The sequence below is a fragment of the Caulobacter endophyticus genome, assembly GCF_003116815.1.
Lineage (GTDB): Bacteria > Pseudomonadota > Alphaproteobacteria > Caulobacterales > Caulobacteraceae > Caulobacter > Caulobacter endophyticus.
In genome coordinates this window covers 70,559-94,482 of sequence record NZ_QDKQ01000034.1, presented here as the reverse complement: position 1 = coordinate 94,482, position 23,924 = coordinate 70,559, and the positions used below count along the sequence as shown (strand labels likewise).

20 protein-coding genes are annotated in these 23,924 nt (G+C 68.9%); 3 read left to right on the top strand and 17 right to left on the bottom strand.

Translation table 11 applies throughout. The annotated features are described in order from the left end of the window. The first annotated feature begins 105 nt into the window (after positions 1 to 105). On the top strand, positions 106 to 702 hold the full coding sequence (locus DDF67_RS09190; RefSeq protein WP_109100585.1) for a TetR/AcrR family transcriptional regulator: 597 nt from the start codon (positions 106 to 108) through the stop codon (positions 700 to 702). Positions 703 to 710: 8 nt separating this feature from the next. Here the strand turns inward: DDF67_RS09190 and DDF67_RS09185 are convergent, their stop codons facing one another. From DDF67_RS09185 to DDF67_RS09170, 4 genes are all read right to left on the bottom strand, one after another. Then, positions 711 to 1,316: a hypothetical protein gene (locus DDF67_RS09185; protein ID WP_146197984.1), complete on the bottom strand. Its 606-nt coding sequence runs from the start codon at positions 1,314 to 1,316 to the stop codon at positions 711 to 713. Between the two features lie 45 nt (positions 1,317 to 1,361). Then, positions 1,362 to 2,234, bottom strand: coding sequence for a rhamnogalacturonan acetylesterase (locus DDF67_RS09180; protein WP_233247592.1), 873 nt, complete (start codon positions 2,232 to 2,234; stop codon positions 1,362 to 1,364). A gap of 168 nt (positions 2,235 to 2,402) precedes the next feature. Further along, entirely contained in the window at positions 2,403 to 4,034 is a 1,632-nt protein-coding gene (locus DDF67_RS09175; RefSeq protein WP_109100583.1) for a family 43 glycosylhydrolase, read from the bottom strand. A 320-nt stretch (positions 4,035 to 4,354) separates the two neighbouring features. Further along, positions 4,355 to 5,791 carry a sugar porter family MFS transporter gene (locus tag DDF67_RS09170; protein ID WP_109100582.1) on the bottom strand — a complete coding sequence of 479 codons (1,437 nt, stop codon included), beginning with the start codon at positions 5,789 to 5,791 and terminating at the stop codon, positions 4,355 to 4,357. A 400-nt stretch (positions 5,792 to 6,191) separates the two neighbouring features. Here DDF67_RS09170 and DDF67_RS09165 point away from each other — a divergent pair, with 400 nt between their 5' ends. Further along, positions 6,192 to 8,381, top strand: coding sequence for an outer membrane beta-barrel family protein (locus DDF67_RS09165; RefSeq protein ID WP_109100581.1), 2,190 nt, complete (start codon positions 6,192 to 6,194; stop codon positions 8,379 to 8,381). A 130-nt stretch (positions 8,382 to 8,511) separates the two neighbouring features. On the opposite strand, the gene DDF67_RS09160 is transcribed toward DDF67_RS09165, so the two are convergent. From DDF67_RS09160 to DDF67_RS09125, 8 genes are all read right to left on the bottom strand, one after another. Next, a complete protein-coding gene (locus DDF67_RS09160; RefSeq protein ID WP_109100580.1) occupies positions 8,512 to 9,480 on the bottom strand; it encodes a magnesium and cobalt transport protein CorA in 969 nt (322 codons plus the stop codon). 69 nt (positions 9,481 to 9,549) lie between these two features. Beyond that, a complete protein-coding gene (locus tag DDF67_RS09155) occupies positions 9,550 to 10,578 on the bottom strand; it encodes a hypothetical protein (protein WP_146197983.1) in 1,029 nt (342 codons plus the stop codon). A gap of 64 nt (positions 10,579 to 10,642) precedes the next feature. After that, a complete protein-coding gene (locus DDF67_RS09150; RefSeq protein ID WP_109100772.1) occupies positions 10,643 to 12,190 on the bottom strand; it encodes a GH39 family glycosyl hydrolase in 1,548 nt (515 codons plus the stop codon). 168 nt (positions 12,191 to 12,358) lie between these two features. Continuing rightward, a complete protein-coding gene (gene xylD, locus DDF67_RS09145) occupies positions 12,359 to 14,134 on the bottom strand; it encodes a xylonate dehydratase XylD (protein ID WP_109100771.1) in 1,776 nt (591 codons plus the stop codon). Beyond that, entirely contained in the window at positions 14,124 to 14,999 is an 876-nt protein-coding gene (xylC, locus tag DDF67_RS09140; RefSeq protein ID WP_109100578.1) for a D-xylonolactone lactonase, read from the bottom strand. The genes xylD and xylC overlap by 11 nt, the downstream gene beginning before the upstream one ends. 131 nt (positions 15,000 to 15,130) lie before the next feature. Beyond that, on the bottom strand, positions 15,131 to 15,877 hold the full coding sequence (gene xylB, locus DDF67_RS09135; protein ID WP_109100577.1) for a D-xylose 1-dehydrogenase: 747 nt from the start codon (positions 15,875 to 15,877) through the stop codon (positions 15,131 to 15,133). Between the two features lie 30 nt (positions 15,878 to 15,907). Next, the gene (locus tag DDF67_RS09130) at positions 15,908 to 17,062 is read right to left on the bottom strand and encodes a fumarylacetoacetate hydrolase family protein (RefSeq protein WP_109100576.1); all 1,155 of its coding nucleotides are present in this window, start codon (positions 17,060 to 17,062) and stop codon (positions 15,908 to 15,910) included. 198 nt (positions 17,063 to 17,260) lie between these two features. After that, entirely contained in the window at positions 17,261 to 18,316 is a 1,056-nt protein-coding gene (locus DDF67_RS09125) for a LacI family DNA-binding transcriptional regulator (RefSeq protein ID WP_109100575.1), read from the bottom strand. Between the two features lie 101 nt (positions 18,317 to 18,417). Between DDF67_RS09125 and mobA the strand changes: the two genes are divergently transcribed. Continuing rightward, positions 18,418 to 18,972 (top strand): molybdenum cofactor guanylyltransferase, encoded by a 555-nt coding sequence (gene mobA / locus DDF67_RS09120; protein ID WP_109100574.1) that lies wholly within the window; start codon positions 18,418 to 18,420, stop codon positions 18,970 to 18,972. A gap of 125 nt (positions 18,973 to 19,097) precedes the next feature. Here mobA and DDF67_RS09115 read toward each other — a convergent pair whose 3' ends face one another. The 5 genes from DDF67_RS09115 to DDF67_RS09095 form a co-directional block, all read right to left on the bottom strand. Continuing rightward, positions 19,098 to 20,648: a flavodoxin domain-containing protein gene (locus DDF67_RS09115; RefSeq protein WP_109100573.1), complete on the bottom strand. Its 1,551-nt coding sequence runs from the start codon at positions 20,646 to 20,648 to the stop codon at positions 19,098 to 19,100. Further along, positions 20,645 to 21,649: an FAD:protein FMN transferase gene (locus DDF67_RS09110; RefSeq protein WP_109100572.1), complete on the bottom strand. Its 1,005-nt coding sequence runs from the start codon at positions 21,647 to 21,649 to the stop codon at positions 20,645 to 20,647. The genes DDF67_RS09115 and DDF67_RS09110 overlap by 4 nt, the downstream gene beginning before the upstream one ends. Before the next feature lie 164 nt (positions 21,650 to 21,813). Further along, the gene (locus tag DDF67_RS09105; protein WP_109100571.1) at positions 21,814 to 22,722 is read right to left on the bottom strand and encodes a DUF4198 domain-containing protein; all 909 of its coding nucleotides are present in this window, start codon (positions 22,720 to 22,722) and stop codon (positions 21,814 to 21,816) included. Positions 22,723 to 22,738: 16 nt separating this feature from the next. Further along, complete coding sequence (locus tag DDF67_RS09100; RefSeq protein WP_109100570.1) at positions 22,739 to 23,251, bottom strand: DUF2271 domain-containing protein; 513 nt, start codon at positions 23,249 to 23,251, stop codon at positions 22,739 to 22,741. Positions 23,252 to 23,267: 16 nt separating this feature from the next. Continuing rightward, the gene (locus DDF67_RS09095) at positions 23,268 to 23,897 is read right to left on the bottom strand and encodes a PepSY-associated TM helix domain-containing protein (RefSeq protein ID WP_109100770.1); all 630 of its coding nucleotides are present in this window, start codon (positions 23,895 to 23,897) and stop codon (positions 23,268 to 23,270) included. Between the last annotated feature and the right edge of the window lie 27 nt (positions 23,898 to 23,924).

Genomic DNA, 23,924 nt, shown 5'->3' with positions numbered 1-23,924 from the left:
ATTCTCAATTGCGCTGGACATAGGCCCGGGGTAAGGCGAAGTCAACACCCCGTCCTGTCGGCGAAGTTGACCTGACGGAAATGTAATGGAGAACGGGACCGCTCGATGGTCGACGTGAGTTCAAGCGCCAAGCCGACGCCCGAGGCGCGGCGGCAACAGATTCTGGATGCGGCCTGCGACGTCGTGCGCCAGGCCGGCTTCCATGGCGCCAGCATGGCCGAGATCGCCAAGGCCGCGGGCCTCAGCGTGGGCCAGATCTATCGCTACTTCGAGAACAAGGAAGCCATGGTCGCGGCGATCGTCGCCCAGGACCTGGCCGAGATGCGCGAGAAGTTCGCCGAGCTGGAAAGCCGGCCGGGCACGCTGCTCGACGCCATGCTCGACCACATCGATGAGGCGGTCAGCAAGTGCTACGACCCGCGCCGCGCGCCGCTGGTGCTGGAGGTGATGGCCGAGGCCTCGCGCAATCCCAAGGTCGCCGCCATCGTCCGCGCCGCCGACGACCAGGAGCGCGCCCTGGCCAGCCAGATGCTGGCGCGCAGCCGCAAGCCCGAATGGAGCGAGGCCGAGTTCGCCGCCCGCACCGAGCTGATCGGCGCGATGTTCGACGGCCTGGTCATCCGCAGCGTCAACCACCCCGAGCAGGATCGCCAGGCCATGGCCACGGTGATGAAGTCGGTCCTGACCTGCCTTCTGGGGTAGGTGGCGTCCTAGGAGATCCAGAGGGACAGGTGGCCCGCGATCTTCCAGGCGCCATCGCGGCTCTTCCGCAGCAGCACCAAGCCGCCGGCAGCCGCCAAAGGCGCATGGCCTTCCGAAAAGTAGGCAAGCGCTTCAGTTCCGTCGGGCGACACGACCGGCCGACTGATCGTATGTAGCGCGCGGGTGAAGCGTCCAACGCCGTCGGCCGGGGCGACGGCGGCGTAGGAGGCGCCCAGCAAGGCGCCGCGTGCGCCAGCGTCCAGGCGGACTTCGTCGCACGCCGTCGCAGAGACGTGGCGTGCCGCCATGAAGGCCTTGATGGCCGCTGCCGAGGGCGGCTTCACGACCGCGCCGGTCTCTCGTGAGCGCCAGCCGTCCGTGGCGAAGCTGGCGCCGTGCCGTTCCGCGATCTGCCTGACGAACTGTCCGGCGCCCTTCCCGGCCGAGGCTTCGTCGAGGGCGGTCTTCTCCGGCGGTGAGCGGCTGAAGACGTCTTCCAGCAACACCCTGGCAGCGGCGCAGGCGCCCGACGACCGCTCGGCGGTATGGGCGGGCTGGGACAGGCCAAGGGTCAGTCCGGCGACAGCGACGGCAAGGGAGGAAGCAAGACGCATCATACGTGTAGATTACACGTGTAGCTCGATTGCGCCAGTCTCGGCTTATGGCACCAGGTACCGTCGCAGCGACGGCACGGCGACGGCCAGTTCGTCCGTCACGATCTTGGCGAAGTAGTCGGCGCCGTCGCGGCCCAGGTGGGTGTAGTCGAACGACAGCTTGGCCTGCCCCATCGGCTCGACGGCGGCGTTGTTTTGCTGGGCTGGGGCAGGGGTCGCGCCGGGCGCGGCCGGAACCGTCGGCTGGGCGCTGATAGTGGTTCCGGTTTTCGCGGCGGCCAGCACTTCGGGCGGCGGCGGCATCTGGGCGAAGCGCGTGGCCTGCGCCGCGCCCATGGCCTGGACGGCGGCGTAGGATTTCCCGTGCAGGTCGACCAGCGGCGTCCTGGTCTCGGCCGCGACCTTGCGGGTCGCCTCGGCCCAGGGGCCAAGATCGTCGATCAGCTTGCCGCCCTCGAACTGTCGGCGGGTCAGGGGCGTGACCAGCACCGGCTTGCCGCCGGCGGCGCGCACCTCCTCGACATAGCGTTTCAGGTTGGCCGGGTACTCGGTGGCCAGGTCGGTCGAGCGGCCCGGCTTGCCCGGCTGGTCGTTGTGGCCGAACTGGATCAGCACATAGGTGTCGGCAAAGCCGCCCGAGCCGATCTCCTTCATGGCCAGCCGCCACGAGCCCTCGGTGCGGTAGTTGCCGCTGGAGCGCCCGCCGCGCGCCAGGTTGATGCAGGCGACGAACGAGGTGACATGCTGGCCGCAGAAGCTGGGGCCCCAGCCGCCGATCACGGCCGTGGTCGAGTCGCCGATCAGCACGATCTTCACGGCCTTGAACATCGGCGGTTCGGCTTCGGGGGCGGCGGCCTGCGCGTGTGCGGCCATCGGGGCGGCGACGAGCGCGGCGGCGAGGAGGAGGGGTTTGAACACGGTCAAGGCTCCAGGCCATGAGGATGCTCCCCCTGTGGGGGAGCTGTCGCGGAGCGACTGAGGGGGGAGTGACTGCGAAGCTGGCCGGATCTGCGGAAGCTGAAAACGGCCCCCCTCCGGCGCTTCGCGCCACCTCCCCCCAGAGGGGGAGGATCTTTTTGTTAGCGCCTAGTCCAGCGCCCGGTACTTGAAGTTCCGGAACCGGGCCGAGCCCTTGCCGGCCGCGTAGATCCCCGGCTTCAGCATCAGGAAGCCCCCGCGCACGTTGTGGTGGTAGCCGCTGACCTCCATGCCGCGGTCGAACCGCTTCCAGGTCTTGCCGCCGTCTCCCGAGGTGTGGAAGGCGACGATGTGGCGGTTGTTGCGCAGGCGCATGAGCATCTTCGTCCCATGCGGATTGGCCGGCCGCCCACGCTCGATGCCGTACTGGTGGGTGACGAAGTTCTTAGCGTCGAACCCCAAGCCGCAATAGAGCTGGCGGTCGTAGAACAGGATCAGGCCAGCCCTCGTCTCAGGATCGATCTCGACCTCGCACTCGATCTCGTAGGCCTGGTCGCCGTTGACGAAGATCAGCGGCGAGCCCGTCGACGGGGCCTCACCGGCGCCCTTCAGCGTGAGCACGCCGTTCGCGCGGCTGATGCGGTCCTGCTCGCCCGGCTTGGGGTCGAAGAAGTTCCACTGCACGCCGTACTTGTCGGTCGAGAAGTCGTCCGACAGCGCCATGCCGTGCTGCACGGCCTTGCCGCCTTTCGGTTTCTTGATGGGCTTGGCCAGGTCGCCGCCGCCGATGTCGAACCAGCCGTCCTTGGTCCAGGTCACCGGGGCCAGCAGGGTCTGGCGGCCGAGCGTCCAGAAGCCGTTCTCGTAGCCGTGATAGACGGTCCACCATTCGCCGCCCGAGCCCTCGACCAGGGTGGCGTGGCCGCGCGACCACCACTTCTCGGCGTTGTCGACGGTGCGCACCAGCGGGTTCCTGGGATGGTTCTCCCACGGGCCGCCCAGCGACCTGGCGCGCGCGGCGATCACCATGTGGCCGGTCGGCGGGCCGGCCGTGCCGCCCACGGCGGTGATCATGTAGAACCAGTCCCCCTTCTTCATGACCTTGGGGCCTTCGGGCGAGAAGCCCTCGACGTCCCAGTCGTCCGGATAGCGCCAGGGGTCGTAGACGTGCTCGGGCTTGCCGACCGTCGACAGGCCGTCGGGCGCCAGCTTGATGCGGTCGCCGCCCGAGAGGAACAGCCAGCGCTCGCCGTTCTCGTCGACGATGTGGCCGGGATCGATGTAGCCGGGCAGCTTCAGGTCGATCGGCTCGGACCACGGGCCTTCGATCCTGTCGGCCCAGATCACGTAGCTGGTGTTGTTCCTGGGGAACTTGGCCGGGATGTAGAGGTAGTAGCGACCCTCGTGCTTGCACAGCTCAGGCGCCCAGACCGAGCCGATGTTGGTCTTCAGGGCCGGCCCCACCGGCGCCCAGTTCACGAGGTCCTTCGAATGCCAGATCAAGAGGCCCGGATAGGCGTCGAACGACGAATGGGTCATGTAGTAGTCGTCGCCGTCCTTGAGGATCGACGGGTCGGGCCGGTCGCCGGCCAGGATCGGATTGAGGAAGGTTCCGTCGCCCAGGTCGGCCTTGCGCTGGCCTTCGACGCCCTTGGTCCAGGTAGGCCCGGACTTGGGCTTGGCGGGCAGGGACCCGACGCCTTCGGCCGTAGCGGCTGAGGGCAGGGCGGCGGCGGCCGCTCCAGTCAGTAGGGAGCCCCCAGTCAGCAACAGGGCTCCGCGTCGGCTGAGGTCGGCCATCGATATTCCTTCCCGGGTACTGTCCGCGCGAACTGACGCCGCGTCGGCTTGTTACCGGTCACTTAAGCGACGGATCGCCGCCTTGTCTACCGGTGTCATCGCCCATTTTCCGACGATAACGCTGTCAGAAGCGTCGGCAAAAGAAAACGCCCGGGAGCGGGGCGCCCGGGCGTTTCCTGGATCTGGGAACCTCCCCCTGTGGGGGGAGGTGTCGCCGAAGGCGACGGTGGGGAGACGTTTTCAGCCGCCTAGGCGCTGGCCTTCTTCCCCCACCGACCGCTTCGTGGTCGCCTTCCCCACAGGGGGAGGTTCTTTGAGGGTCACCCCTCCATCGCTTCCAGTTCCTTGCCGCGGGTCTCGTGGATCAGCTTCTGGACGAGGAAGAACGAGACCACGGCGCTGGCCGCGTAGAAGCCGTAGGTCGCCGACAGGCTCATCTTGGCCATGGCCGGGAAGCTGAACGAGATCGCGAAATTGGCCATCCACTGGGCGAAGCCGGCGACAGCCAGGGCCGAACCGCGCATCTGGTTGGGGAACATCTCGCCCAGCATCACCCACATGACCGGACCCCAGGAGAGGTTGAAGAAGATCACGTAGAGGTTGGCGGCGACCAGGGCGATCGGGCCGACGCTGCCGTCCAGGTGCAGGGCGCCGTTGACGGTGGTGGCGGTCGAGAAGCACCAGGTCAGGATGCCCAGGGTCACGGCCATGCCGGCCGAGCCGATCAACAGCAGCGGCTTGCGGCCGATGCGGTCGATCAGGGCGATGGCGGCCAGGCACGCCAGGATCGACAGGGCGCCCGACAGGATGTTGATCTTCAGGCTGTCGTCCTCGGTGAAGCCCACCGACTGCCACAGCACCGAGCCGTAGTAGAAGACGATGTTGATGCCGACGAACTGCTGGAAGATGGCCAGGACCAGGCCGGCCCACAGGATCGGACGGATCTTCCTGGTCACCGGGTCGAGCAGGTCGGAGAACTTCGGCTTGTGGTCGGCGCTCAGCGAGGCGCGGATCTCGGCGACCTTGGCCGCGCCCGTGCCGGGGCCGAACAGGCGCGAGAGGATGGCCTCGGCCTTGGCGTCCTGACCCTTGGCCACGAGGTAGCGCGGGCTTTCCGGGATGGTCAGCAGGGCGAAGAAGAACACGCCGGCCGGGATCACCTGCATCCAGAACATCCAGCGCCAGGCTGGCAGGCCCAGCCAGAAGTCGGCGGTCGAGCTGCCGGCGGTGTGGGCCAGCACGTAGTTGGCCACGAACGCGCCGGTCAGGCCGGTGATGATCATGATCTGCTGCACCGACGACAGGCGGCCGCGGATGTTCGCCGGGGTCACTTCCGAGATGTAGACCGGGCACAGCACGCTCGCGGCGCCGACGCCCAGGCCGCCGATCAGGCGGAAGATCACGAAGATGGTCGAGGTGTGGGCCGCGCCCGTGCCCAGGGCGCTGATCACGAACAGCAGGGCCGAGATGATCATCACGGTGCGGCGGCCCCAGACGTCGGCCAGGCGGCCGGCGGCGAAGGCGCCGATGGCGCAGCCGATGAGGATGGCCGCCACGTTCAGGCCGGTGCCGAACTCGGTCAGCTTGAAAGCGCTGTTGAGGCCTTCCTGCGTGCCGTTGATGACGCCGCTGTCGTAGCCGAACATGAAGCCGCCGATGGTGGCCACGGCCACGATGGCGGCGACGAAGGCCATGTTCACCTTAGCGCCGTCGGCGCTCATGCCGGCGCTCGGCCCGGCGCTGGAAACTGATGCCACTGGAGTCCTCCCCGATGGCCCCCTTGGAGGGCCTGATTTGATCCCTAACGCGCCCCCGAAAGGGACCCTGTTGCCGGCGACCTTAATGTTACCGGTATCAGCGCGCAAGCGGCCGTTTTTGCGGGATTCCGCCATGACCGCCGTCGCTTCGTCGGGCCGATAGTGTCAGGTCCGGCGGCGCTCGCAAGAGGCGATGGCAACGTTGTCATCGGGTGGGCTAAGCACAGGGTGGGCGAGCGGGTTCACCCGTTGCGCCGGCGCCACGCTCGGCGGCGCCACTGCAACATTGCCGAAAAGAAATTTGCCCCGGAAAGCCGGCCGCGCTTTACCGCTGGAGGTCGAGACCAGCGCGGACCGTCCGCTCGCGGCGCCTCGACGAGCCTGCCTCGGGGGACGCGCCTTGCGCCTGAAGACCATCCTTTTCTCCGCCGCCGCCATCGTCGCGACGCCCTGCCTGGCCCTGGCCCAGACGGCCGCCCAGACGGCCGCCCAGACGACCGCTCAGGCGCCCGCCCAGGGCGGTCCGGCCGCCGCCCCGAAGACTGCGCCGGCCGCCGTCGAGGGCGTGACCGTCACCGGCGACAGCACGGCCATGCGCAGTTCGATCGACCGCCGCAGCTACAGCGTCTCAAACGACCTGTCGGCCCGCACCGGCTCGATCGCCGACGCCCTGCGCAACATCCCCTCGGTCGAGGTCGACGTGCAGGGCAATGTCAGCCTGCGTGGCGACAGCAACGTCACCATCCTCATCGACGGCAAGCCGTCGGGCATGTTCAACGGCGACGGCCGCGGCGACGCCCTGCAGGCCATGCCGGCCGACCAGATCGACCGCGTCGAGGTGATGACCAACCCGTCGGCCGCCTTCCGTCCCGACGGCACGGCCGGGATCATCAACCTGGTCACCAAGCAGACCCGCAAGCCGGGCGCCACCGGCACGCTGCGGGCCAACGCCAGCACCGACGGCCGCTACAACGGCGGCGTCAGCGGCAACTACGTCAACGGCAAGCTGACCCTGTCGGGCGACGCCGGCTTCCGCCACGAACAGCAGAAGGCCTGGCAGTCGATCGAGCGGCGGACCTACATCGGCGCCAGCAGCCAGGACGGCGCCTTCGAGAACGAAGGCGACATGGTCAACCTGCGGGGCGGCGTCGACTACGACCTCACGCCCAAGGACCGCCTGAGCGGCGAGGTTCGCCACCGCCGCATGCGGTTCGACACCACGGGCGAGGAAAGCTACGTCAACAGCGGCCTGGTCTACGACTATGTGCGATCCACCGACGCGGCGATGAAGCGCGACAACACCGGCGTCAGCGCCGACTGGCGTCACCAGTTCAAGGGCGCCGAGCACCAGCTGACCGCGCACCTGGAGTACGAGCAGACCGACTTCTCGCGCGACGCCGACGCCATCAACGATTACCCCGCCGGCAGCGACCTGTATGAGCGGTTCGGCTTTGGCGCCAAGCAGAAGCGCAGCAACTTCAAGACCGACTACGTCCGGCCGGGCGTCGCGGGCGGCACGCTGAAGACCGGTCTCGATTTCGAGTGGGTGCGGAACGACTACGACAACCACGCCGCCCGGGGCGACTCCTGGAGCACGCTGTCGGTCGATGTCGCGCGCACCAACCGCTTCCTGTTCGACCAGGACGTCTATGCCGGCTACGTCACCTACGAGAAGGCGTTCGGCGACTTCACCGCCCAGGGCGGCCTGCGCGCCGAGCAGGTGCAGATCAACGGCGACCAGGTTACCGGAGGCCAGACCTTCGAGAACGACTACTTCAAGGTCTATCCGAGCCTGCACCTGGGCTACACGATCAGCGAGAACAACAGCCTCAAGGGCAGCTACAGCCGCCGTGTCCAGCGCCCGCAGGTGCAGGACCTCAACCCCTATCCGGTGTATCAGGACCCTCAGAACTATCGGGCCGGCAACCCCTTCCTCAAGCCGCAGGTCACCGACTCGTTCGAGCTGGGCTGGCAGTACCGCAAGGGGCCGGCCTACTATCTGGCCACGGCCTACTACCGCACCAGCGACGGCGTGGTGACCGATGTGGTCCGTGACCAGGGCGGCGGCGTGCTGATGACCACGCGCGAAAACCTCGGCAACAGCCGCAACGGCGGCCTGGAACTGGTGGCCAACGGCCGCCTGACGCCGAAGATCACCTACAACGTCAGCGCCAACGCCTTCTGGAACGAGATCGACGCCACCAACCTCGGCTTCTCCGGCAAGCGTTCGGCCACCGCCCTGTCGGGCCGCGCCAACCTGAACTGGCAGGCCACCCCTAAGGACTTCTTCCAGATCAACGCCTTCACCTCGGGCAAGCGCCTGACGCCGCAGGGCCATCGCGAGCCGTTCCAGATGGTCAATCTGGGCTATCGCCGGAAGGTCAACGACAAGCTGTCGTTCGTCGTCACCGTGCAGGACGCCCTGGACAGCTTCGAGGACAAGGCTGTCACCGACACCGCGACCCTCAAGGACGTGACCCTGCGCACGGCCAATGTGCGGGCGGTGTTCTTCGGCTTCACCTGGAACTTCGGCGGCGGCAAGCCACGTCCGGAACAGTTCGACTTCGGCTCGGGCGCGGTCGGGGGGTGATCGCCTGAAGACCCTCCCCCTGAAGGGGGAGGTGGCCCGAAGGGCCGGAGGGGGAAGCGGCCTCTGAGCGCCGAAACAACTTCCCCTTCAGTCGCTCCGCGACAGCTCCCCCTTCAGGGGGAGCATCTCGTTAAAGCCACCCGGCCTTCTTGAACCGGTGGCGCAGCACCAGGCAGACCACCACGATCAAGCCCAGGACCAGCGGATAGCCGAACGTCCACTTCAGTTCCGGCATGTGCTCGAAGTTCATGCCGTAGACGCCGGCGACGGCGGTGGGCACGGCCAGGATGGCGGCCCAGGCGGCCAGCTGGCGGGTGATGACGCCCTGGCGCTGCTGCTCCAGCAGCGAGCTGACCTCAAACACCGAATTGAGCACCTCGCCCAGGCCCGCGATCAGCAGGTCGACGCGGGCGATGTGGTCGCGGATGTCGCGGAAATAGGGCTTCACCTCCGCGTCGATGCACGGCGTCTCGTGGTGCTCCAGATAGCCTGCGACCTGGGCCATGGGGCCGAGCAGCCGCAGGAACTTGGTCAGTTCGCGGCGCAGGGTGAACAGGCGCGTGATCTCGGCGCGGCTGAGGAAGGCGTCCAGCGCCCGCCGCTCCATTTCCGCCAGCTCCTCCTCGATGGCGTCGACCACCGGCAGGTAGCCGTCGACGATGAAGTCGAGCACCGCATGCAGCACGTAGTCGCCGCCGTGGGCCAGCAGGGCGGGCGAAGCCTCCAGGTGGGCGCGCAGCTCCAGGTGGGCCCGCGCCGAGCCGTGGCGCACGCTGATCAGGAAGCGGGGACCCACGAAGATGTCGGTCTCGCCGAAGACGATGCGGCCTTCGACCATCTGGGCGGTCTTGGCGACGACGAACAGCTGGCCGCCATAGACGTCGACCTTGGGCATCTGCCGCGCGTGCAGGGCGTCCTCGACGGCCAGCGGGTGCAGCTCGAACCGCTCCTGCAGGACGCGCAGTTCCGCCTCGCTGGGATCCACGAGGCCGATCCACAGAAACTCGCCGTCGCGCGGCGCCAGGCTTTCCGGATCGTCGAGCCGGATCTCCCGCGCACGCTTTCCGTCGACATAGGCATAGGCGGCGACGACGCTCATGAGCGCTCCTGAGTTGCAGGTCCGCAGATGGCGTGAAGGCGCGGTGAGAGCAAGGGAGCAACGCGGGGTCTAGAGCAGCGGCACGCCCCGTATCAGCGACAGCGTGTAGGTCTTGAACGGATCGTCCGGGCCGTCGGGCGCATGGAACAGCAGCATCTCGCCGGCGGGATTGCGGTAGGTGCGGACATAGCCGTCCTGGCTGTTTCGCGCGGTGCGCAGGGTGAAGCCAGGCGCCTTGGCCAGCAGGGCTGCGAGTTCGGGCTCGTGGAGTCCGTAGGTCGAGATCGAGCATTCTTCGGCCGGGCCGGTGGGAAGCTTGCCGGTGCGGGTCTTCAGCCGCCATTCGGGGGCCCCGGCGATGATCCAGCCGACACCCGTGACCTTGGGATTGGCGCGCGCGTTCGGCGTGCGGGCGACACGCTGGGCCGTCGCCTGCGGGCCCGCCGCCGGGCAATAGTCCCAGAGCCGCGACAGGAACAGCGCTTCGGGCGAGACGGCGGGCGGCGAGGGCGGGCCGGTCCGCACCACGTACTCGATGACCAGGGCCGGCGCCGAGCCAGGAGCGATCGGCGGCAGGTCGCGCCAAAGCACATAGTAGGCGTTGGCCGACCCCGCGATGCGGAAGACGTCGACCTTGACGCCGTCGGCCATCACGCGCTCCTGCGCGACCGAGCGGGCGGCGTGCTGCAGGACCCCGGCGAACAGCGCATGGTCCTCGTCCGAGGTCATCTGAACCTTACAGCGAATCTCGCGTCGGCCATCGCGCTCGGTGGTGCGGATATTGGCCAGGGCCACCCAGCCGTCCGGGCTCTCATAGACCCAGTGGGTGTCGCTCCTGGTCAGGGCGGCGGCGGGGACCAGGTCGTCGGGCGCGGCGTGAGACGCTTCCAGAAGCTTGATGGACAGGTTCGGTCGCCTGGCGCCCGTGGCCTCCAAGGCGCGGACGACGTCGGCCTCAGAGGCCGGATCGCGGGGGCAGATCCGATGAAGCTCGGCCGCGATCTTCGCGCTCTCGATGCCCAGGTTCTCCGGCTCGGCCGCGGCGCTGGACGCCATGCAGAGCAGCATGGCGCCCGCGATAGCTGATTTGAACGTCAAGGATCCCCCTCCAGTTGCCGTCGCATAGCATCCGGCGAGGGGCGGCGGAAGTTGCGGTAAAGGGTCAGGCCCGCTCCAGCGTCACCAGCACCAAGTCGTTCTGGCGCAGGGCGAAGTCGACCTTCGCCACGCCGTCCTTGCCGACGGTGATCGTGCGATCGATCTCGGGCTTGTCGGCGGTGAGGGCCTGGAGCTTGTCGATCTGGTCGGCGGTAAGCTTCTGCGGCATGCCTAGTTCGATATAGGCCGTGTAGGCATCGTTGGCGCGGAAGCCGGTGCGCCGGGTCTTCAGGCTATAGCGGCCGGGCTTCAGGCCGGCGACGCTCAGGGCCGCGCCGGGCGCGTCGGCTGCGGGCTGGACCTTGGTGAAGTAGGAGCGGTTGCTGGTCGGCTGCACAGGCTGGGTGAAGTCCCAGACCAGGGCCGCGATCTTGCCGCCGTCCACCGAGGCCAGGACGCTATTATCCGTAGACGGAACTTCCTTGCCACGCAGCGCCGCCAGGTACTTGTAGGCGAACCACGAGGGTTTGCGGACACCCTCCGGATTCATCAGGCCAAAGCCGCCCTGGAACGGCGCGGTGGGCGGGCCGGGCTCTTCGAAGAGATCGCTGTAGGTCCAGTAGCTCATGCCCTGCACGATGCCTTTGACGCCCTTCAGCTTGGCCAGGATGTAGGCGGCGCTGTGATAGCTGTCGTGCACCGGGTCGCGCGGCGTGTAGCTGGTGCTCCATTCGGTGAAGTAGAGCGGCAGGCCGGGGAAGGCCGAGGCCTCGATCTCGGCGCGCACCTTGCGCACGTCGCCGATGACGGCGTCGGGATTGGCCGACAGCTTGGTGTCTTCCTTGCCGTTCTCGTCGAGGAAGCCGCCCTCGACGCCGTAGGTGTGGGTGGTGACGAAGTCGACCGCCGCGCCCTTGGCCTTGCAATAGGCCAGGAATTCCGGAACCCAGGCCGCGCCGGCCGTGGCCGGACCGCCGACCCGCAAGGTGGGGTCGATCGCCTTGATGGTCTTGGACGTGAGGGCGTAGAGGTCGAAATAGACCTTTTGATCCGCCTTCTCCCAGAAGCCGTCGAGATTGGGCTCGTTCCAGACCTCGAAGAACCAGGTGCGCACCTCGGCCTCGCCGTAGCGCTTGCGCAGGTGCGTCACGAAGGCGTCGATCAGGTGCGCCCATGGCGTAAACTGCGGGTGGGAGGTGTTGCCCTTCCACCAGAAGATCGTCAGGTCCGAGGTCTTCATGGCCTCGGGCGTGAAACCCAGTTCGATGAAGGGCTTGAGGCCCATGGCCAGCAGGTGGTCGTAGAGCTGGTCGAGCTTCGTCCAGTCGTAGACAATCTTGCCGTCGGGACCCTTCTTCACCGTGCCCAGCACGTCGTGGAAGATGGCGTGGAAGCGGATGTAACGGAACTTCAGCTCGTCGGACGCCGTCTTCAGCTGGGCCAGGCTGTCCTCGCGCAGCAGGGTGCCGGGATAGTCCGAGCCGATGGAGAGGTCGAAGAAGCGGTCGACGGGCGCCGTCGCCTTGGCGAGGTCGAGCGCGATGACGCGCTTCTGCTCCGCGGCGAAGGCGGGCAGGGCAGGCAGCGCTGTCAGGCTGGCGATCGTGGCCATCAGGCGGCGGCGCGAGAACATCTGGGAGCTTCCTTTCCTTTCCCCTCGCGGAGGGGAGTGTGAGAACCTCGTCCTTCGACAAGCTCAGGATGAGGTTCGCGACCTGATCGGCGGTTCAGAAGGACCTCACCCTGAGCTCGTCGAAGGGCGAGGTCCGCAGCGCGGCTTCTAGTGATTGTGCCTGGGCAGCTTGGACGCCAGGTCCTGGTACTTCACCGCGAACTCCAGCACGCCGCCGGTATCGAGCTGGCCGGCATGGGCGCGGTAGATCTCCTGCCAGGGGGTCATGGTCGCCGGCACGGCGGGGATCCCCTCCTTGCGGCGCTCGGCGATCACGGCCTCGTCCACCAGGGCGTCGCAGCGACCGGTGTTGATGTCGATGCGGATCGTATCACCGGTGCGCAGCCATGAGAGGCCGCCGCCCACCGCGCTCTCGGGCGAGGCGTTGAGGATCGAGGGACTGTCGGCGGTGCCCGACTGGCGCCCGTCGCCCAGGGTGGGCAGGCTCATGATCCCCTTCTTCAGGAGGTGGTCCGGCGGCTGCATGTTGACCACCTCGGCCGAGCCGGGCCAGCCGATCGGACCCGCGCCGCGGATCACCAGGATGCAGCTCTCGTCGATGTCCAGGGCCGGGTCGTTGATGCGGGCGTGATAGTCGTCGGAGCCATCGAAGACGATGGCGCGGGCCTCGAACACGCCTTCCTGGCCCGGCTTGGACAGGTAGCGCTCGCGGAAGTCGGCGCCGATGACGCTGGCCTTCATGATCGCGAAGTCGAACAGGTTGCCGCGCAAAACGAGGAAACCCGCCTTTTCAGCCAGAGGCTCGGCATAGGGGAAGATCACCTCGCGATCGCTGGTTTCGCGGCCCTGCAGGTTCTCGCCCATGGTCTTGCCGGTGACGGTCAGCACGTCGCCGTGCAGGCGGCCCTGCTGCAGAAGCTCCCACAGCACCGCCGGCGCGCCGCCGGCCCGGTGGAAGCGCTCGCCCAGATACTTGCCGGCCGGCTGCATGTTGACGATCAGCGGAATGTCGTAGGCCGCCCGCCAGTCGTCGGCCGTGATCTCCAGGCCGGCATGCCGCGCCATGGCCGCGATATGGGGCTGGGCGTTGGTCGAGCCGCCGGCGGCCGCCACCAGGGCGATGGCGTTCTCGAAGGCCTTCTTCGTCAGAATATCGAGCGGTTTGACGTCCTCATAGGCGAGATCCACGATCCGCTGACCGGTGCGATAGGCCATCTGGCCGCGCTCGCGGTAGGGGGCGGGGATCGCCGCGCAGCCGGTCAGCGACAGGCCCAGGGCTTCTGCGACCGCGTTCATGGTCGAGGCCGTGCCCATGGTGTTGCAGTGGCCCGCCGAGGGGGCCGAGGAGGCCGCGCGCTCGATGAACTCGTTCTCGTCGATCTCGCCGGCCGCCAGCTTGCGGCGCGAGCGCCAGATCACCGTGCCCGAACCGACCAGCTCGCCCTCGTGCCAGCCGTCCAGCATGGGGCCGCCGGAGAGCACGATGGCGGGGATGTTGACCGTGGTGGCGGCCATGATGCCGGCCGGGGTGGTCTTGTCGCAGCCGGTGGTCAGGACGACGGCGTCGATCGGATAGCCGTGCAGGGTCTCCACCAGGCCCAGATAGGACAGGTTTCGGTCCAGCGCCGCGGTCGGGCGACGGCAGTTCTCGAAGATCGGGTGGACCGGGAACTCCATCGGAATGCCGCCGGCGTCGCGGATCCCGTCGCGGATCCGGGTGACCAGGTCCAGATGGATGCGGTTGCACGGCGATATGTCGCTGCCGGTCTGGGCGATGCCGATGATCGGCTTGCCGCTGCGCAGTTCCTCCGGGGTGATCCCGTAGTTCATGAAGCGCTCCAGATAGAGCGCGGTCATGTCGATGTGGTCGGGGTTGTCGAACCAGTCGCGCGAGCGGAACCGGCGGGGCGTTCTATTGGCCAAGGTCAAGGCGCACCTCGTATTGCGGCTGGCCGGCGACGTCGACGGGCAGGGCGAACAGGCCCCCGCACAGCGGCGCGGCGGCGAGCTGCTCGTCGCTCAGCCCCTTGCGGGCGGTGGTGAAGTAGAGGGTCTTCAGGTCCGGTCCGCCAAAACACGGCTTGGTGACGTTGATGGCCGGCAGCTCGACGCGCTGGACGATCTGGCCCTCCGGCGAGATGCGGACGGCGCCGCGGCCGCCCCACAGGGCCGTCCAGACGAAGCCTTCGGCGTCGACCACAGAGCCGTCGGGCCAGGCGTCGTCGATGGTCAGGCGGAAGAACTCGCGCTTGTTGGAAAGCGCGCCGTCGGCCCCGATGTCGAACGCCCAGATCACCTTTCCGAGCGTGTCGGTGTGGTAGAAGGTCTTGCCGTCGGGCGAGACGGCCGGGCCGTTGGTGATGCAGATGCCGGCGTCGTGCCGGGTCAGCGAGCCGTCGGCTTCCAGCCGGTAGAGCGCGCCGCTGTCGGCCTCTTCGGCGTCGTGCATGGTGCCGAGCCACAAGCGGCCCTGTGCATCGACCGTGGAGTCGTTGGGGCGGTTGTCGAGGCCCGCGTCCTCGATCTCGGAAATGAAGGTGAAGCCCAGCTCCGGCGTGAAGTGATGCAGGCCGCTCTTGAGGCCGGCGACGAAGCCGCCCCCGACGCGCGGGGCGACGAAGGTCACCTGGTCGGGCGCATCCCAGCTGGCGGTCTCGCCCGTGGCGGGGGCGTAGCGGTGGACCTTGTGGCCCTTGATGTCGACGAACCAGACGGCGTCGCCATGCCAGATCGGCCCCTCGCCGAGCGTGGCCTTCAGGTCCCAGACGCAGGTGGGTTGGACGGTCATGTTTCCTCCTCGAGCCCTCCCCCTTGATGGGGAGGGTTGGATGGGGGCGACCTACGCTGGTGGCGGCTGAACCGCCGCTTCACCCCCATCCCCGACCCTTCCCCCATCGAAAGGGAAGGGAGTGGTTCACGTCAACGCCAGCCGGCGTCGATCCAGTATTCGTGGCCGGTGCAGAGATTGCCGTCGTCCGAGGCCAGGAACAGCACCAGCGAGGCGACGTTGGCCGGCAGGATGCGGCCCTTCAGGCATTGGGCCTTGACGATCTCGGCCTCGCCCTCCGGCGTGTACCACTTCTCCTGGCGCTTGGTCTTGACGTTGCCGGGCACCACGCAGGTGACACGGATGTCGTCGGGGCCCAGCTCGCGGGCCAGGGCGCGGGTCATGCCCTCGATGCCGGCCTTGGCGGTTTCGTACAGCACCAGCTCTTCGAGACCCAGGTGCCAGCTGATCGAGCCGAAGTTGATGATCGCGCCGCCGCCGCGCTGCTTCATGCCCGGGGCCGCGGCCTGGGCGCAGAACAGCATGTGGCGCAGGTTCACGTTCATGCGGTTGTCCCAGTAGGCCGGGGTCACCTCGGCCAGGCTGTGACGGTCGTCGTTGCCGGCGTTGTTGACCAGCACGTCAATGGGGCCGATTTCGGCGAAGAAGGCCTTCACCGCGTCGAGGTCGGTCAGGTCGATCGGCTTGAACACCGGCTTGATGGCCGAGCCGGCGAGCTCGGCGACCAGGCTTTCCGAATCCTCGACGGCGATGTCGACGAAGATCACCTCGGCGCCCTGGTTGGCGAAGGCGGTGGTCAGGCCGGCGCCGATGCCGGAGCCGCCGCCGGTGACGACGACGCGCTTGCCCTTGAGGCTGGGATAGATGGCTGAGGACATGCGCTTACGCCTGGACTTGGAAGGTGAGGATCACAGCAGGCCGCGGCCGGCCAGATTGCGGATCAGGGCCGAGATGCCGAAGGTCCAGGGCCTGGCTTGGTCGCAGGTGGTCACTTCGTTCTCGAGCACGCCGAGCTTCGGGGTGGAGACGCGGACGCGGTCGCCGACCTTGTGGGTGAAGCCCTGGCCGGCGGTGTCGCGGTCCTGGATCGGCGCGAACATGGTGCCCAGGAACAGCACGAAGCCGTCCGGATACTGATGCTGCTTGCCGTAGGCCTGGCCGGCCAGAACGGCGGGATCGCGGCTGATCAGGCTCATGTTCGACTTGCCGTCGAGCACGAAGTTGTCGCGGCCGGTGATCTTCAGCTCGACCTCGGCGGTGCGCACGTCGTCCAGCGAGAACGAGGCGTCGAACAGGCGGAAGAACGGACCGATCGAGCAGGAGGCGTTGTTGTCCTTGGCCTTGCTGAGCAGCAGGGCCGAGCGGCCCTCGAAGTCGCGCAGGTTGACGTCGTTGCCCAGCGAAGCGCCGCGGATCTCGCCCTTGCCGTCGCACAGCAGCACGACCTCCGGCTCGGGGTTGTTCCAGTGGCTGTCGCTGCGGACGCCGACCTGGTCGCCCCAGCCCATCGACGACAGCGTCGGGCCCTTGGTGAAGATCTCGGCGTCGGGGCCGATAGCCACTTCCAGGTACTGCGACCACAGGCCGTCGGCGACCAGCGCGTCTTTCAGGCGCGCGGCGCCCTCCGAACCGGGTTCGACGCTCCTGAGATCGCCGCCCATGCGCTCGGACAGCTGCTGGCGGATTTCCAGGGCCTTGGCGGCGTCGCCGCGGGCGCGCTCCTCGATCACCCGCTCCAGGGTCGAGACGGCGAAGGTGACGCCGGCGGCCTTCAGGCACTGCAGGTCGACGGGGGCCAGCAGCTTGGCGGGCGCATTGCCCTGCGGATCATCCCAGACCGGTCGCAGGTCAAGCTGCTCGAGCGGACCCTTGTCCTCGCCGCGCGGGATCGCGTCGCCCGGGCCGTAGGCGTTCATCAGGTCGGCGAGCGTGGGGGCGATCTTGCTGAGGTCCTCGACGTGGCCGCCGCGGATCAGCACGGGGGTCGGACCCTGTCCGAAGTCGATGCGGCCCAGAAGGGTCGCTTCCCGCCAGTCCTCGGGAAGGTATTGCGTCACGCCCACCGCGTTTTCTCCCTTTCGCGCAGGCCGGATCAGTCGCCCCGCCGCCACGCTTCGTAACTCTCCGTCTTGTTAGCGCTAACATGTGGAGGGGCGCAAGGGAGTTGTCTGACAACTCGAAACTCACGTCTGCCAAGCCCAGGTTGCGCCGCGCGAGTTCGCCTCTTCCAAGGGGAAAGGCGTTTCTAGGGGGTGCAGCGCCTACTGCGGCGCGGGTCCGGTCGAATCTCGCACGATCAGCGTATGCGGGTGCATCAGCTGGCGTGGTTCGCCCGTGCCGTCGCGGTGGCGGCGGATCTCTTCCAGCACCAGGTCGACGGCGGCGCGGGCCATGGCGGCGATGGGCTGGTGAACGGTGGTCAGGGCCGGCCAGATGTTGGCGGCGATCGAGGTGTCGTCGAAGCCGACGATCGATACGTCGCCCGGCACGTCCAGGCCCAGGCGATGGGCCAGGCCCGCCGTGGCGGCGGCCATGTCGTCGTTGGCGGCGAAGATGGCGGTCGGCCGCTCCTTGACGTTCAGCAGCCGTTCGGCCGCCTCCAGGCCGGAGCGGTAGGTGAAGTAGCCCTGCTCGACGCGGACGTCCTCCTGGGGAATCCCCGCCGCCTTCAGGGCGGTCATGAAGCCGTCCATCCGCTGCTGGCTGACCGTCTGGTTGGGGTGGCCCTTGATGAAGCCGAAGCGCTTGTGGCCGAGCGCCAGCAGGTGCTGGGTCAGTTCGAAGGCGGCCGCTTCGTTGTCGATGCGGATGGTGGCCATGTCGCTGCTGGCCGTGCCGGGCGCGACGGCCACGGCGGCCGCGCCGGCGGCCTTCACCTCGGCCAGCACGGTCTGGGATTCGCACAGCGGCGGCGGCAGGATCAAACCATCGACGCCGGTCTTCAGCAGGCGGGCCAAGGTGGCGCCGGCCAGTTCCGGCTCGGCGCACTTCTCGATGACGATCTGCGAGCCGGTGCGGCTGCTCTCGTCCAGCGCCCCCACCAGGAACTCCGAAAGGTAGCCGGTCGAAGGGTTGTCGTAGAGCAGGCCGATGCGGAACGGGGCGCTGCCGGCCAGGCTGCGGGCGGCCGGGTTGGGAGCGTAGTTGAGTTCGGCGATCGCCTGCTCGACCAGCGCCCGGGTCTCTTCCTTGACGGTGGCCTCGCGGTTGATGACCCGCGAGACGGTCATCGGCGAGACGCCCGCGCGCGCGGCGACGTCGCGGATCGTGGCGCTCTGGCTGCTGCGCCGCCGCGTGCGCTCGGTGCGTTCGTTCATACTCGGAAGTCCGTCCCTTTTGGGCGAGTCTAGACCGTTTCTCGCGCCAGGGGGAAGCGGGGCCTTGGTCGAGGCGGCTCGTCGGGGGTAGGGAAGGGGGCATGAACAACCTGTCCACGCCCCTCGGCGCCGTCATTCTCTGCGGCGGCGGCTCGACCCGGATGGGCCAGGACAAGGCGTTGCTGGACTGGGGCGGCGTGCGCGCGGTCGATCGCGTGGCGGCGCTGGCGCGAGCGGCCGGGGCGGTCGAGGTGCTGACCGCCGGGCGCGACTACGGCCTGGATTGGGTTCCTGATCCCGAGGAGGGCGCGGGACCGGTCGGCGGCGTGCTGGCCGGGGCGGCGGCGCTGAGGGCGCGGGGATGCGTTCGGGCGCTGGTGCTGGCGGTCGATGCGCCGACCCTGACGGTGGACGACCTGGCGCCGCTGCTGGCGGCGGAGACGGGGGCGACCTTCGACGCCTCGCCGGCGCCTATGGTGCTGCCGTTGGATGCTCTGCCGGAAGGGGCGCTGCCCGGCTGGCCGCTGCGGCGGCTGGTCGAGCGGGCGGGGCTGGCGGTGCTGCCGTGCCCGGGCGAGGCGAAGGCGCGGATCCTGGGGGCCAATACGCCCGAGGAGCGTGATCGGCTCGATCCGCGTCCCAAGTCCCGAAAATAAAGTCATCGCCCGACTTGTTCGGGCGACCCAAGCGGGGCGTCAGGATGCGGCTGGTTCAGCTTGGAGCGCCCGCATGGAGCGGGCGATGACTCTTGAAAAAGGGGCTTGGATGAAGAGCATCCGCCTCAGTAGACGTCGCGCCGGTACCGCCCCTGGTCGGCCAGGTCCTCCAGCGCCCCCGCACCCAGGATCTCACCAAGCGCCGCGTGGACCTCGCGCGACATGCCTTCCAGCGAGCCGCAGACATAGATCGCCGCGCCGTTCGCCACCCAGGCGCGGACCTCGTCGGTCGCTGCTCGCAGGCGGTGCTGGACGTAGACCTTGTCGGCCTGGTCGCGGGAGAAGGCCAGATCCAGGCGCGCGAGCACGCCGGAAGCGACCCAGGCCTCGATCTCGTCCTGATGGAAGAAGTCGTGGGCCGAAGAGCGCTCGCCGAACACCAGCCAGTTCTGCTTGCGGGAGAGCGTCTCGCGGGCCTTCAGGTGGCTGCGCAGGCCCGCCAGGCCCGTGCCGGCGCCGATCAGGATCATCGGCCGGCCGTCTTCGGGAGCGTGGAAGCTGCGGTTGGAGCGCACCCGGCCGGCGATCTCGGCGCCGACGGCGGCGTGCTCGACCAGCCAGCCCGAGCCCAGGCCCGGCTTGCCGTCGGCGCGGCGCATCAGGCGCACGACCAGTTCTACCCCGCCGTCGGCCGGCAGGGAGGCGATCGAGTATTCGCGGTGCGGCAGGGCGGGCAGGGCGTCGACCAGCGCCTGGGGCGCGGTTCCGGCCAGCGCCTTGATGGCCGCGTCCTCGTGCGGCAGGCGTCGCCAGGACAGGACCTCGCCCAGGGTGGCGGCCTCGTCGGCCTTCACCGGCGCGTCGGCGCCCAGCGACAGGCGCGAGAGCAGGTCGGCCACCTCGGCCGGGGCGTTGCGCGGGCCGATCTCGACGATGTCGCCGGCCTGCCAGGTCGCGCCGCCGTCCAGTGGCTCGAGTCGAATGTGGAAGGCGCCTTCGCCGGCCGAGCCGGGGTTGAGCAGGCGGCGGTCGGTCAGTTTCCAGCGGCCGTAGGCGGGGCGACTCCAGTCGGGGGCGTCGGTGGAGCCGGTCAGCACCGAAAGCTGCGACTGCCAGTGGCGCAGGGCGGCGGATTCGCCGTCGTCGACCTCGACGGTGTCGAACAGGCGCGACCCGCCGTTGCGGGCGAGCCAGGCGTCCAGGCTGCGACCGAAGGCGCAGTACTGGGCGTAGGTGGAGTCGCCCAGCGCCAGCACGGCGTAGGACAGCTTCGCCAGGTCCGGTTCGGTCGCCATCACGTCGCGGATGAAGCGGCGGGCGTTGTCGGGCGCGTCGCCCTCGCCGGTGGTGCTGACGATGAAGAGGGCGCGGCCGCAAAGGTCGGCCGGCTCGACGGCGGCCAGTTCGCGCAGGCGCACCGGCAGATTGGCGGCCTGCAGCGCCTTGGCGGTGGCCATGGCCAGCTCCTCGGCGAAACCGGTCTGGCTGGCGAAGGCCACCAGCACCGGCTCGCCGGCGCCGGACGCCAGGGCGGCCTCCTCGCGGCGGGCCTTTCTCCTGCGCAGGGCGACCTTCAGGGCGATCCCGGCGCACAGCAGGACGTAGAGGCCGACGACGATGGCGGCCAGGGCCAGGCGACGCGCGTCCGGCGGCAGGCTGGAGAGCAGTTCGGTCATTCGTCGAGCATCGCCTGCAGGGCCGGCGACAAGCGTTCCTGCAAGCCGCCCGGTCCGCGCGTGACCACCAGGGCCGGCAGCTTCCGGGCCGTGGCGAACGCGATCGCCGCGTCGGGTCCCATCACGGTCAGGGCCGTGGCCAGGGCGTCGGCGGTCATGCATTCGGGATGGATGACGGTGACGCTGACCACGCCGGCGTCGCAAGGCGCGCCCAAGGCGGGATCCAGCGTATGGGCGTAGCGCTTGCCCGCGTGATCGAAGAAGCGGCGGTAGTCGCCCGAGGTGGCCACCGACAGGCCGTGCAGGGCCAGCAGCGTGCGCGGCGAGGTCTCGTCGTTGGCGCCGGCAAGCGGGGGGCGCTCCAGCTCGACCCACCAGGGCTGGCCATCGGGCTTGGCGCCCGTGCCGCGCAGTTCGCCGCCGACCTCGACGAGGTAGGAGCGCACGCCGGACCGGTCGAGGGCGCGCGCGGCCTCGTCGACGCCGAAGCCCTTGGCTATGCCGTTGAGATCGATCTGGAGCCCTCCCGGCTGAAAGAGCGCATCGCCGTCCAGCGTCACGCGGCGCCAGCCCATGGGCGTGCGGGCGGCGTCCAGCGCCTCGGCGCTGGGCGGTTCGCCCGAGAAGGGACGGGGGCCAAAGCCCCAGAGGTCTGTGACCGCGCCCAGGGTCGGATCGAAGGCGCCGTCGCTGCCTTCGGCCACCTCGAGCGCGCGGCGCAGCACGGCCGCGAAGCCGGCGGGCAGAACGGTCCAGCTGCCGGCCGCGGAGCGGTTGAAGCGGGAGAGCGCCGACATCGGCTCCCAGGCGCTCATTTCGGCGACCACCTTGTCGAGCGCGCGCTGGACCATGGCGGTCATGGCGGCAAGGTCGGTGGTGACGGGCAGCACCGCCTTGACCGACCAGGTGGTGCCCATGGTGTCGCCATCGAATTCGCGCACGACCCCGCCCGCCGGCCGGGCCGGCGGTTCGCTGAGCATGGGAACGAGGACGCGGGTCATGGGGGTCTTTCAAGCTCCTCCCCGTGAGCGGGGGAGGGGGACCGCGAAGCGGTTGGGGGGGGCGGCGGCGCGCAGCGCGCTCCGTCCCTCGCCCCCTCCGTCACGGCGCTGATAGCGCCGCGCCACCTCCCCCGTTGGCACGGGGGAGGAGCTGGGTCGTCAGATTACGGACGCTGGGCTTCCAGGGTCGCGGTGTAGCTGGCCGAGAAGCCGTTGCCGGCCAGGGCCGTCGGAGCCGGGGGCTGACCGCCCGGAGCGCCGCCGCCCGGACCACCTTGGCCGCCGGGGCCGCCCGGAGGGCCGCCCATGCCGCCGCGACCGGTTTCGCCGGTGCGGACGCTGGCGTTCAGCCAGTACATGCCGGCTTCCGGCAGGGTGAACTTCGCCGCGCCGTCCGGGCCGGTCTTGACCTTGATCTCGCCCGGCGAGGCGCGATAGCGCGAGGCGCCCGGCACGATCGTCACTTCCAGGCCGGCGGCGGGCTTGCCGTCGATCAGGAACTTGAAGGTCGCCGCTTCCGTGGCCACCACGTCGTTGGGGTGGGTGACGGGAACCAGCTCCAGGCCCTTGCCGGTCGGCTTCAGGACGGTGTCGGTCGGCGCGCCGCGCGTGACGAAGGTTTCGTTGCGGTTGAAGCTCTTGATCGTCTTCAGGTCGGCGGCGCCCGCCGGAACCTGCTTGGCGAAGTCGTCGGCCGAACCCCGGAAGCGCTTCACTTCGCCGTTCTCGGTCCAGCTGGCCATCACGCTGCTGGAGGCGGTGCCGATCTTGTAGGTGCCGGGCTTGGCCAGCTCGACGTCGAACACCGAGCGGTACTGGCCGGTCGAGGCGTTCTTCAGCGGCTCGGTCGTGCCGTCCGGGGTGGTGATGACCACGCCGTCCACGCGCATGGCGCGATGGTCGGGATAGAACAGCTCGTTGGAGATGGCAGCATCGACGGTCACCCACGAGCCTTCGCCCGACAGCACGGTGGCCGAGGGCACGAACCAGGCGCGGTGGGCGTGGGCCGCGAGCGGAAGGGTCAGGGCGACGGTGGCCGCCGTGAGGGCGAGAAGGCGCTTGCGAAGGGTCATGGCGTTTCTCTCTTGCTTATTTGACGGTGACCGAGACGGCGCCGAGCTCGGCCGTCCCCTTGGCGGAGGCGGTCTTGCCGGGCTTGCCCCAGGTGAAGGGAACGCGCACCGCCTCGTGGCCGCCGACTTCGCGGGCGGCTTCGACCACCAGGGTGTAGGCGCCCGGCTTCAGCTTCGACAGCTGGCTCTTGGCGCCGCTGAAGGTCAGCTTCTGCGGGCCCGGGGCGCGCGTGGCCGACGAGATGCCGTCGGCGGGGAAGCTCATGGTGCGGCCGGCCTTGCGCCACCACTGGCGCATGTCCTTCAGCCACTTCTCGCCCTTGTCCTCCTTGGAGTCCGGATCGTACCAGACGGCCAGGGTGGCGGCGGCGGTGGCGTCGGGCGCCTCGACCCAGATGGCCACATAGGGTTTGTGGTACTCGGCCACCGAAAGGCGCGGGATCTCGACGGTGACGTTGAGGTCGGCGGCCATCGCCGGAGCGCCGACGGCGGCGCCGGCGAAGGTCAGCAGGGAGACGGTGCGCTTCACGGAAGGCGGCCTTTCTCTAGAGGTGGACGAACAGGATGATGATCAGGAGCGGAATGGCCAGGCCCGCGGCGGTGAGCGGCCAGGTCATCGGCCGCCCGCGGGCGTGGAACTGAAGCAGGATCAGGCCGGTGACCGTGAAGATCACGCAGGCGCCGGCGAAGATGTCGATGAACCAGCTCCAGGCCTTGCCGGTGTTGCGGCCCTTGTGCAGGTCGTTGAGCAGGCTGATAGAGCCGCGGGTGGTCTTTTCGTGCTCGACGGCGCCGGTCTCGCGGTCGATGGCGATCCAGGCGTCGCCGCCGGGGCGGGTCAGGGCCAGGTAGACCTCGGCGTCGGACCATTCGCCGACGCGGCGGGCGATGTCGGCGTCGACGGCCTTGTCGAGCCAGGTCTCGACCTTGATCGGCAGGGGGCGCTTGCCCTCGGTCGGGCCCGAAGCCAGCTCGGCGATCAGCTCGGGCGGCAGGGTCGCCTTCCTGCTGACGACCTTGGGCTCGGCCTCGATCGAGCCGGCGTGGTTGAGGGTGAAGCCGGTGATGGCGAACAGGAGCATGCCCACCAGGCTGATCGCCGCGCTGATCCAGTGCCACTGGTGCAGCTGCTTCAGCCAGAAGGAGCGGCGGTTCTGTTCGGCGGCGGCTTTCACGGTGCTTTCGGTAAGGCGAGCTTCACT

Coding starts and splice junctions, on each gene's coding strand:
- DDF67_RS09190 (WP_109100585.1), top strand. CDS start 106: ATGGTCGACGTGAGTTCAAGCGCCAAGCCGACGCCCGAGGCGCGGCGG.
- DDF67_RS09185 (WP_146197984.1), bottom strand. CDS start 1,316: ATGCGTCTTGCTTCCTCCCTTGCCGTCGCTGTCGCCGGACTGACCCTT.
- DDF67_RS09175 (WP_109100583.1), bottom strand. CDS start 4,034: ATGGCCGACCTCAGCCGACGCGGAGCCCTGTTGCTGACTGGGGGCTCC.
- DDF67_RS09160 (WP_109100580.1), bottom strand. CDS start 9,480: ATGAGCGTCGTCGCCGCCTATGCCTATGTCGACGGAAAGCGTGCGCGG.
- DDF67_RS09150 (WP_109100772.1), bottom strand. CDS start 12,190: ATGGCCACGATCGCCAGCCTGACAGCGCTGCCTGCCCTGCCCGCCTTC.
- xylC (WP_109100578.1), bottom strand. CDS start 14,999: ATGACCGTCCAACCCACCTGCGTCTGGGACCTGAAGGCCACGCTCGGC.
- xylB (WP_109100577.1), bottom strand. CDS start 15,877: ATGTCCTCAGCCATCTATCCCAGCCTCAAGGGCAAGCGCGTCGTCGTC.
- DDF67_RS09125 (WP_109100575.1), bottom strand. CDS start 18,316: ATGAACGAACGCACCGAGCGCACGCGGCGGCGCAGCAGCCAGAGCGCC.
- mobA (WP_109100574.1), top strand. CDS start 18,418: ATGAACAACCTGTCCACGCCCCTCGGCGCCGTCATTCTCTGCGGCGGC.
- DDF67_RS09115 (WP_109100573.1), bottom strand. CDS start 20,648: ATGACCGAACTGCTCTCCAGCCTGCCGCCGGACGCGCGTCGCCTGGCC.
- DDF67_RS09110 (WP_109100572.1), bottom strand. CDS start 21,649: ATGACCCGCGTCCTCGTTCCCATGCTCAGCGAACCGCCGGCCCGGCCG.
- DDF67_RS09105 (WP_109100571.1), bottom strand. CDS start 22,722: ATGACCCTTCGCAAGCGCCTTCTCGCCCTCACGGCGGCCACCGTCGCC.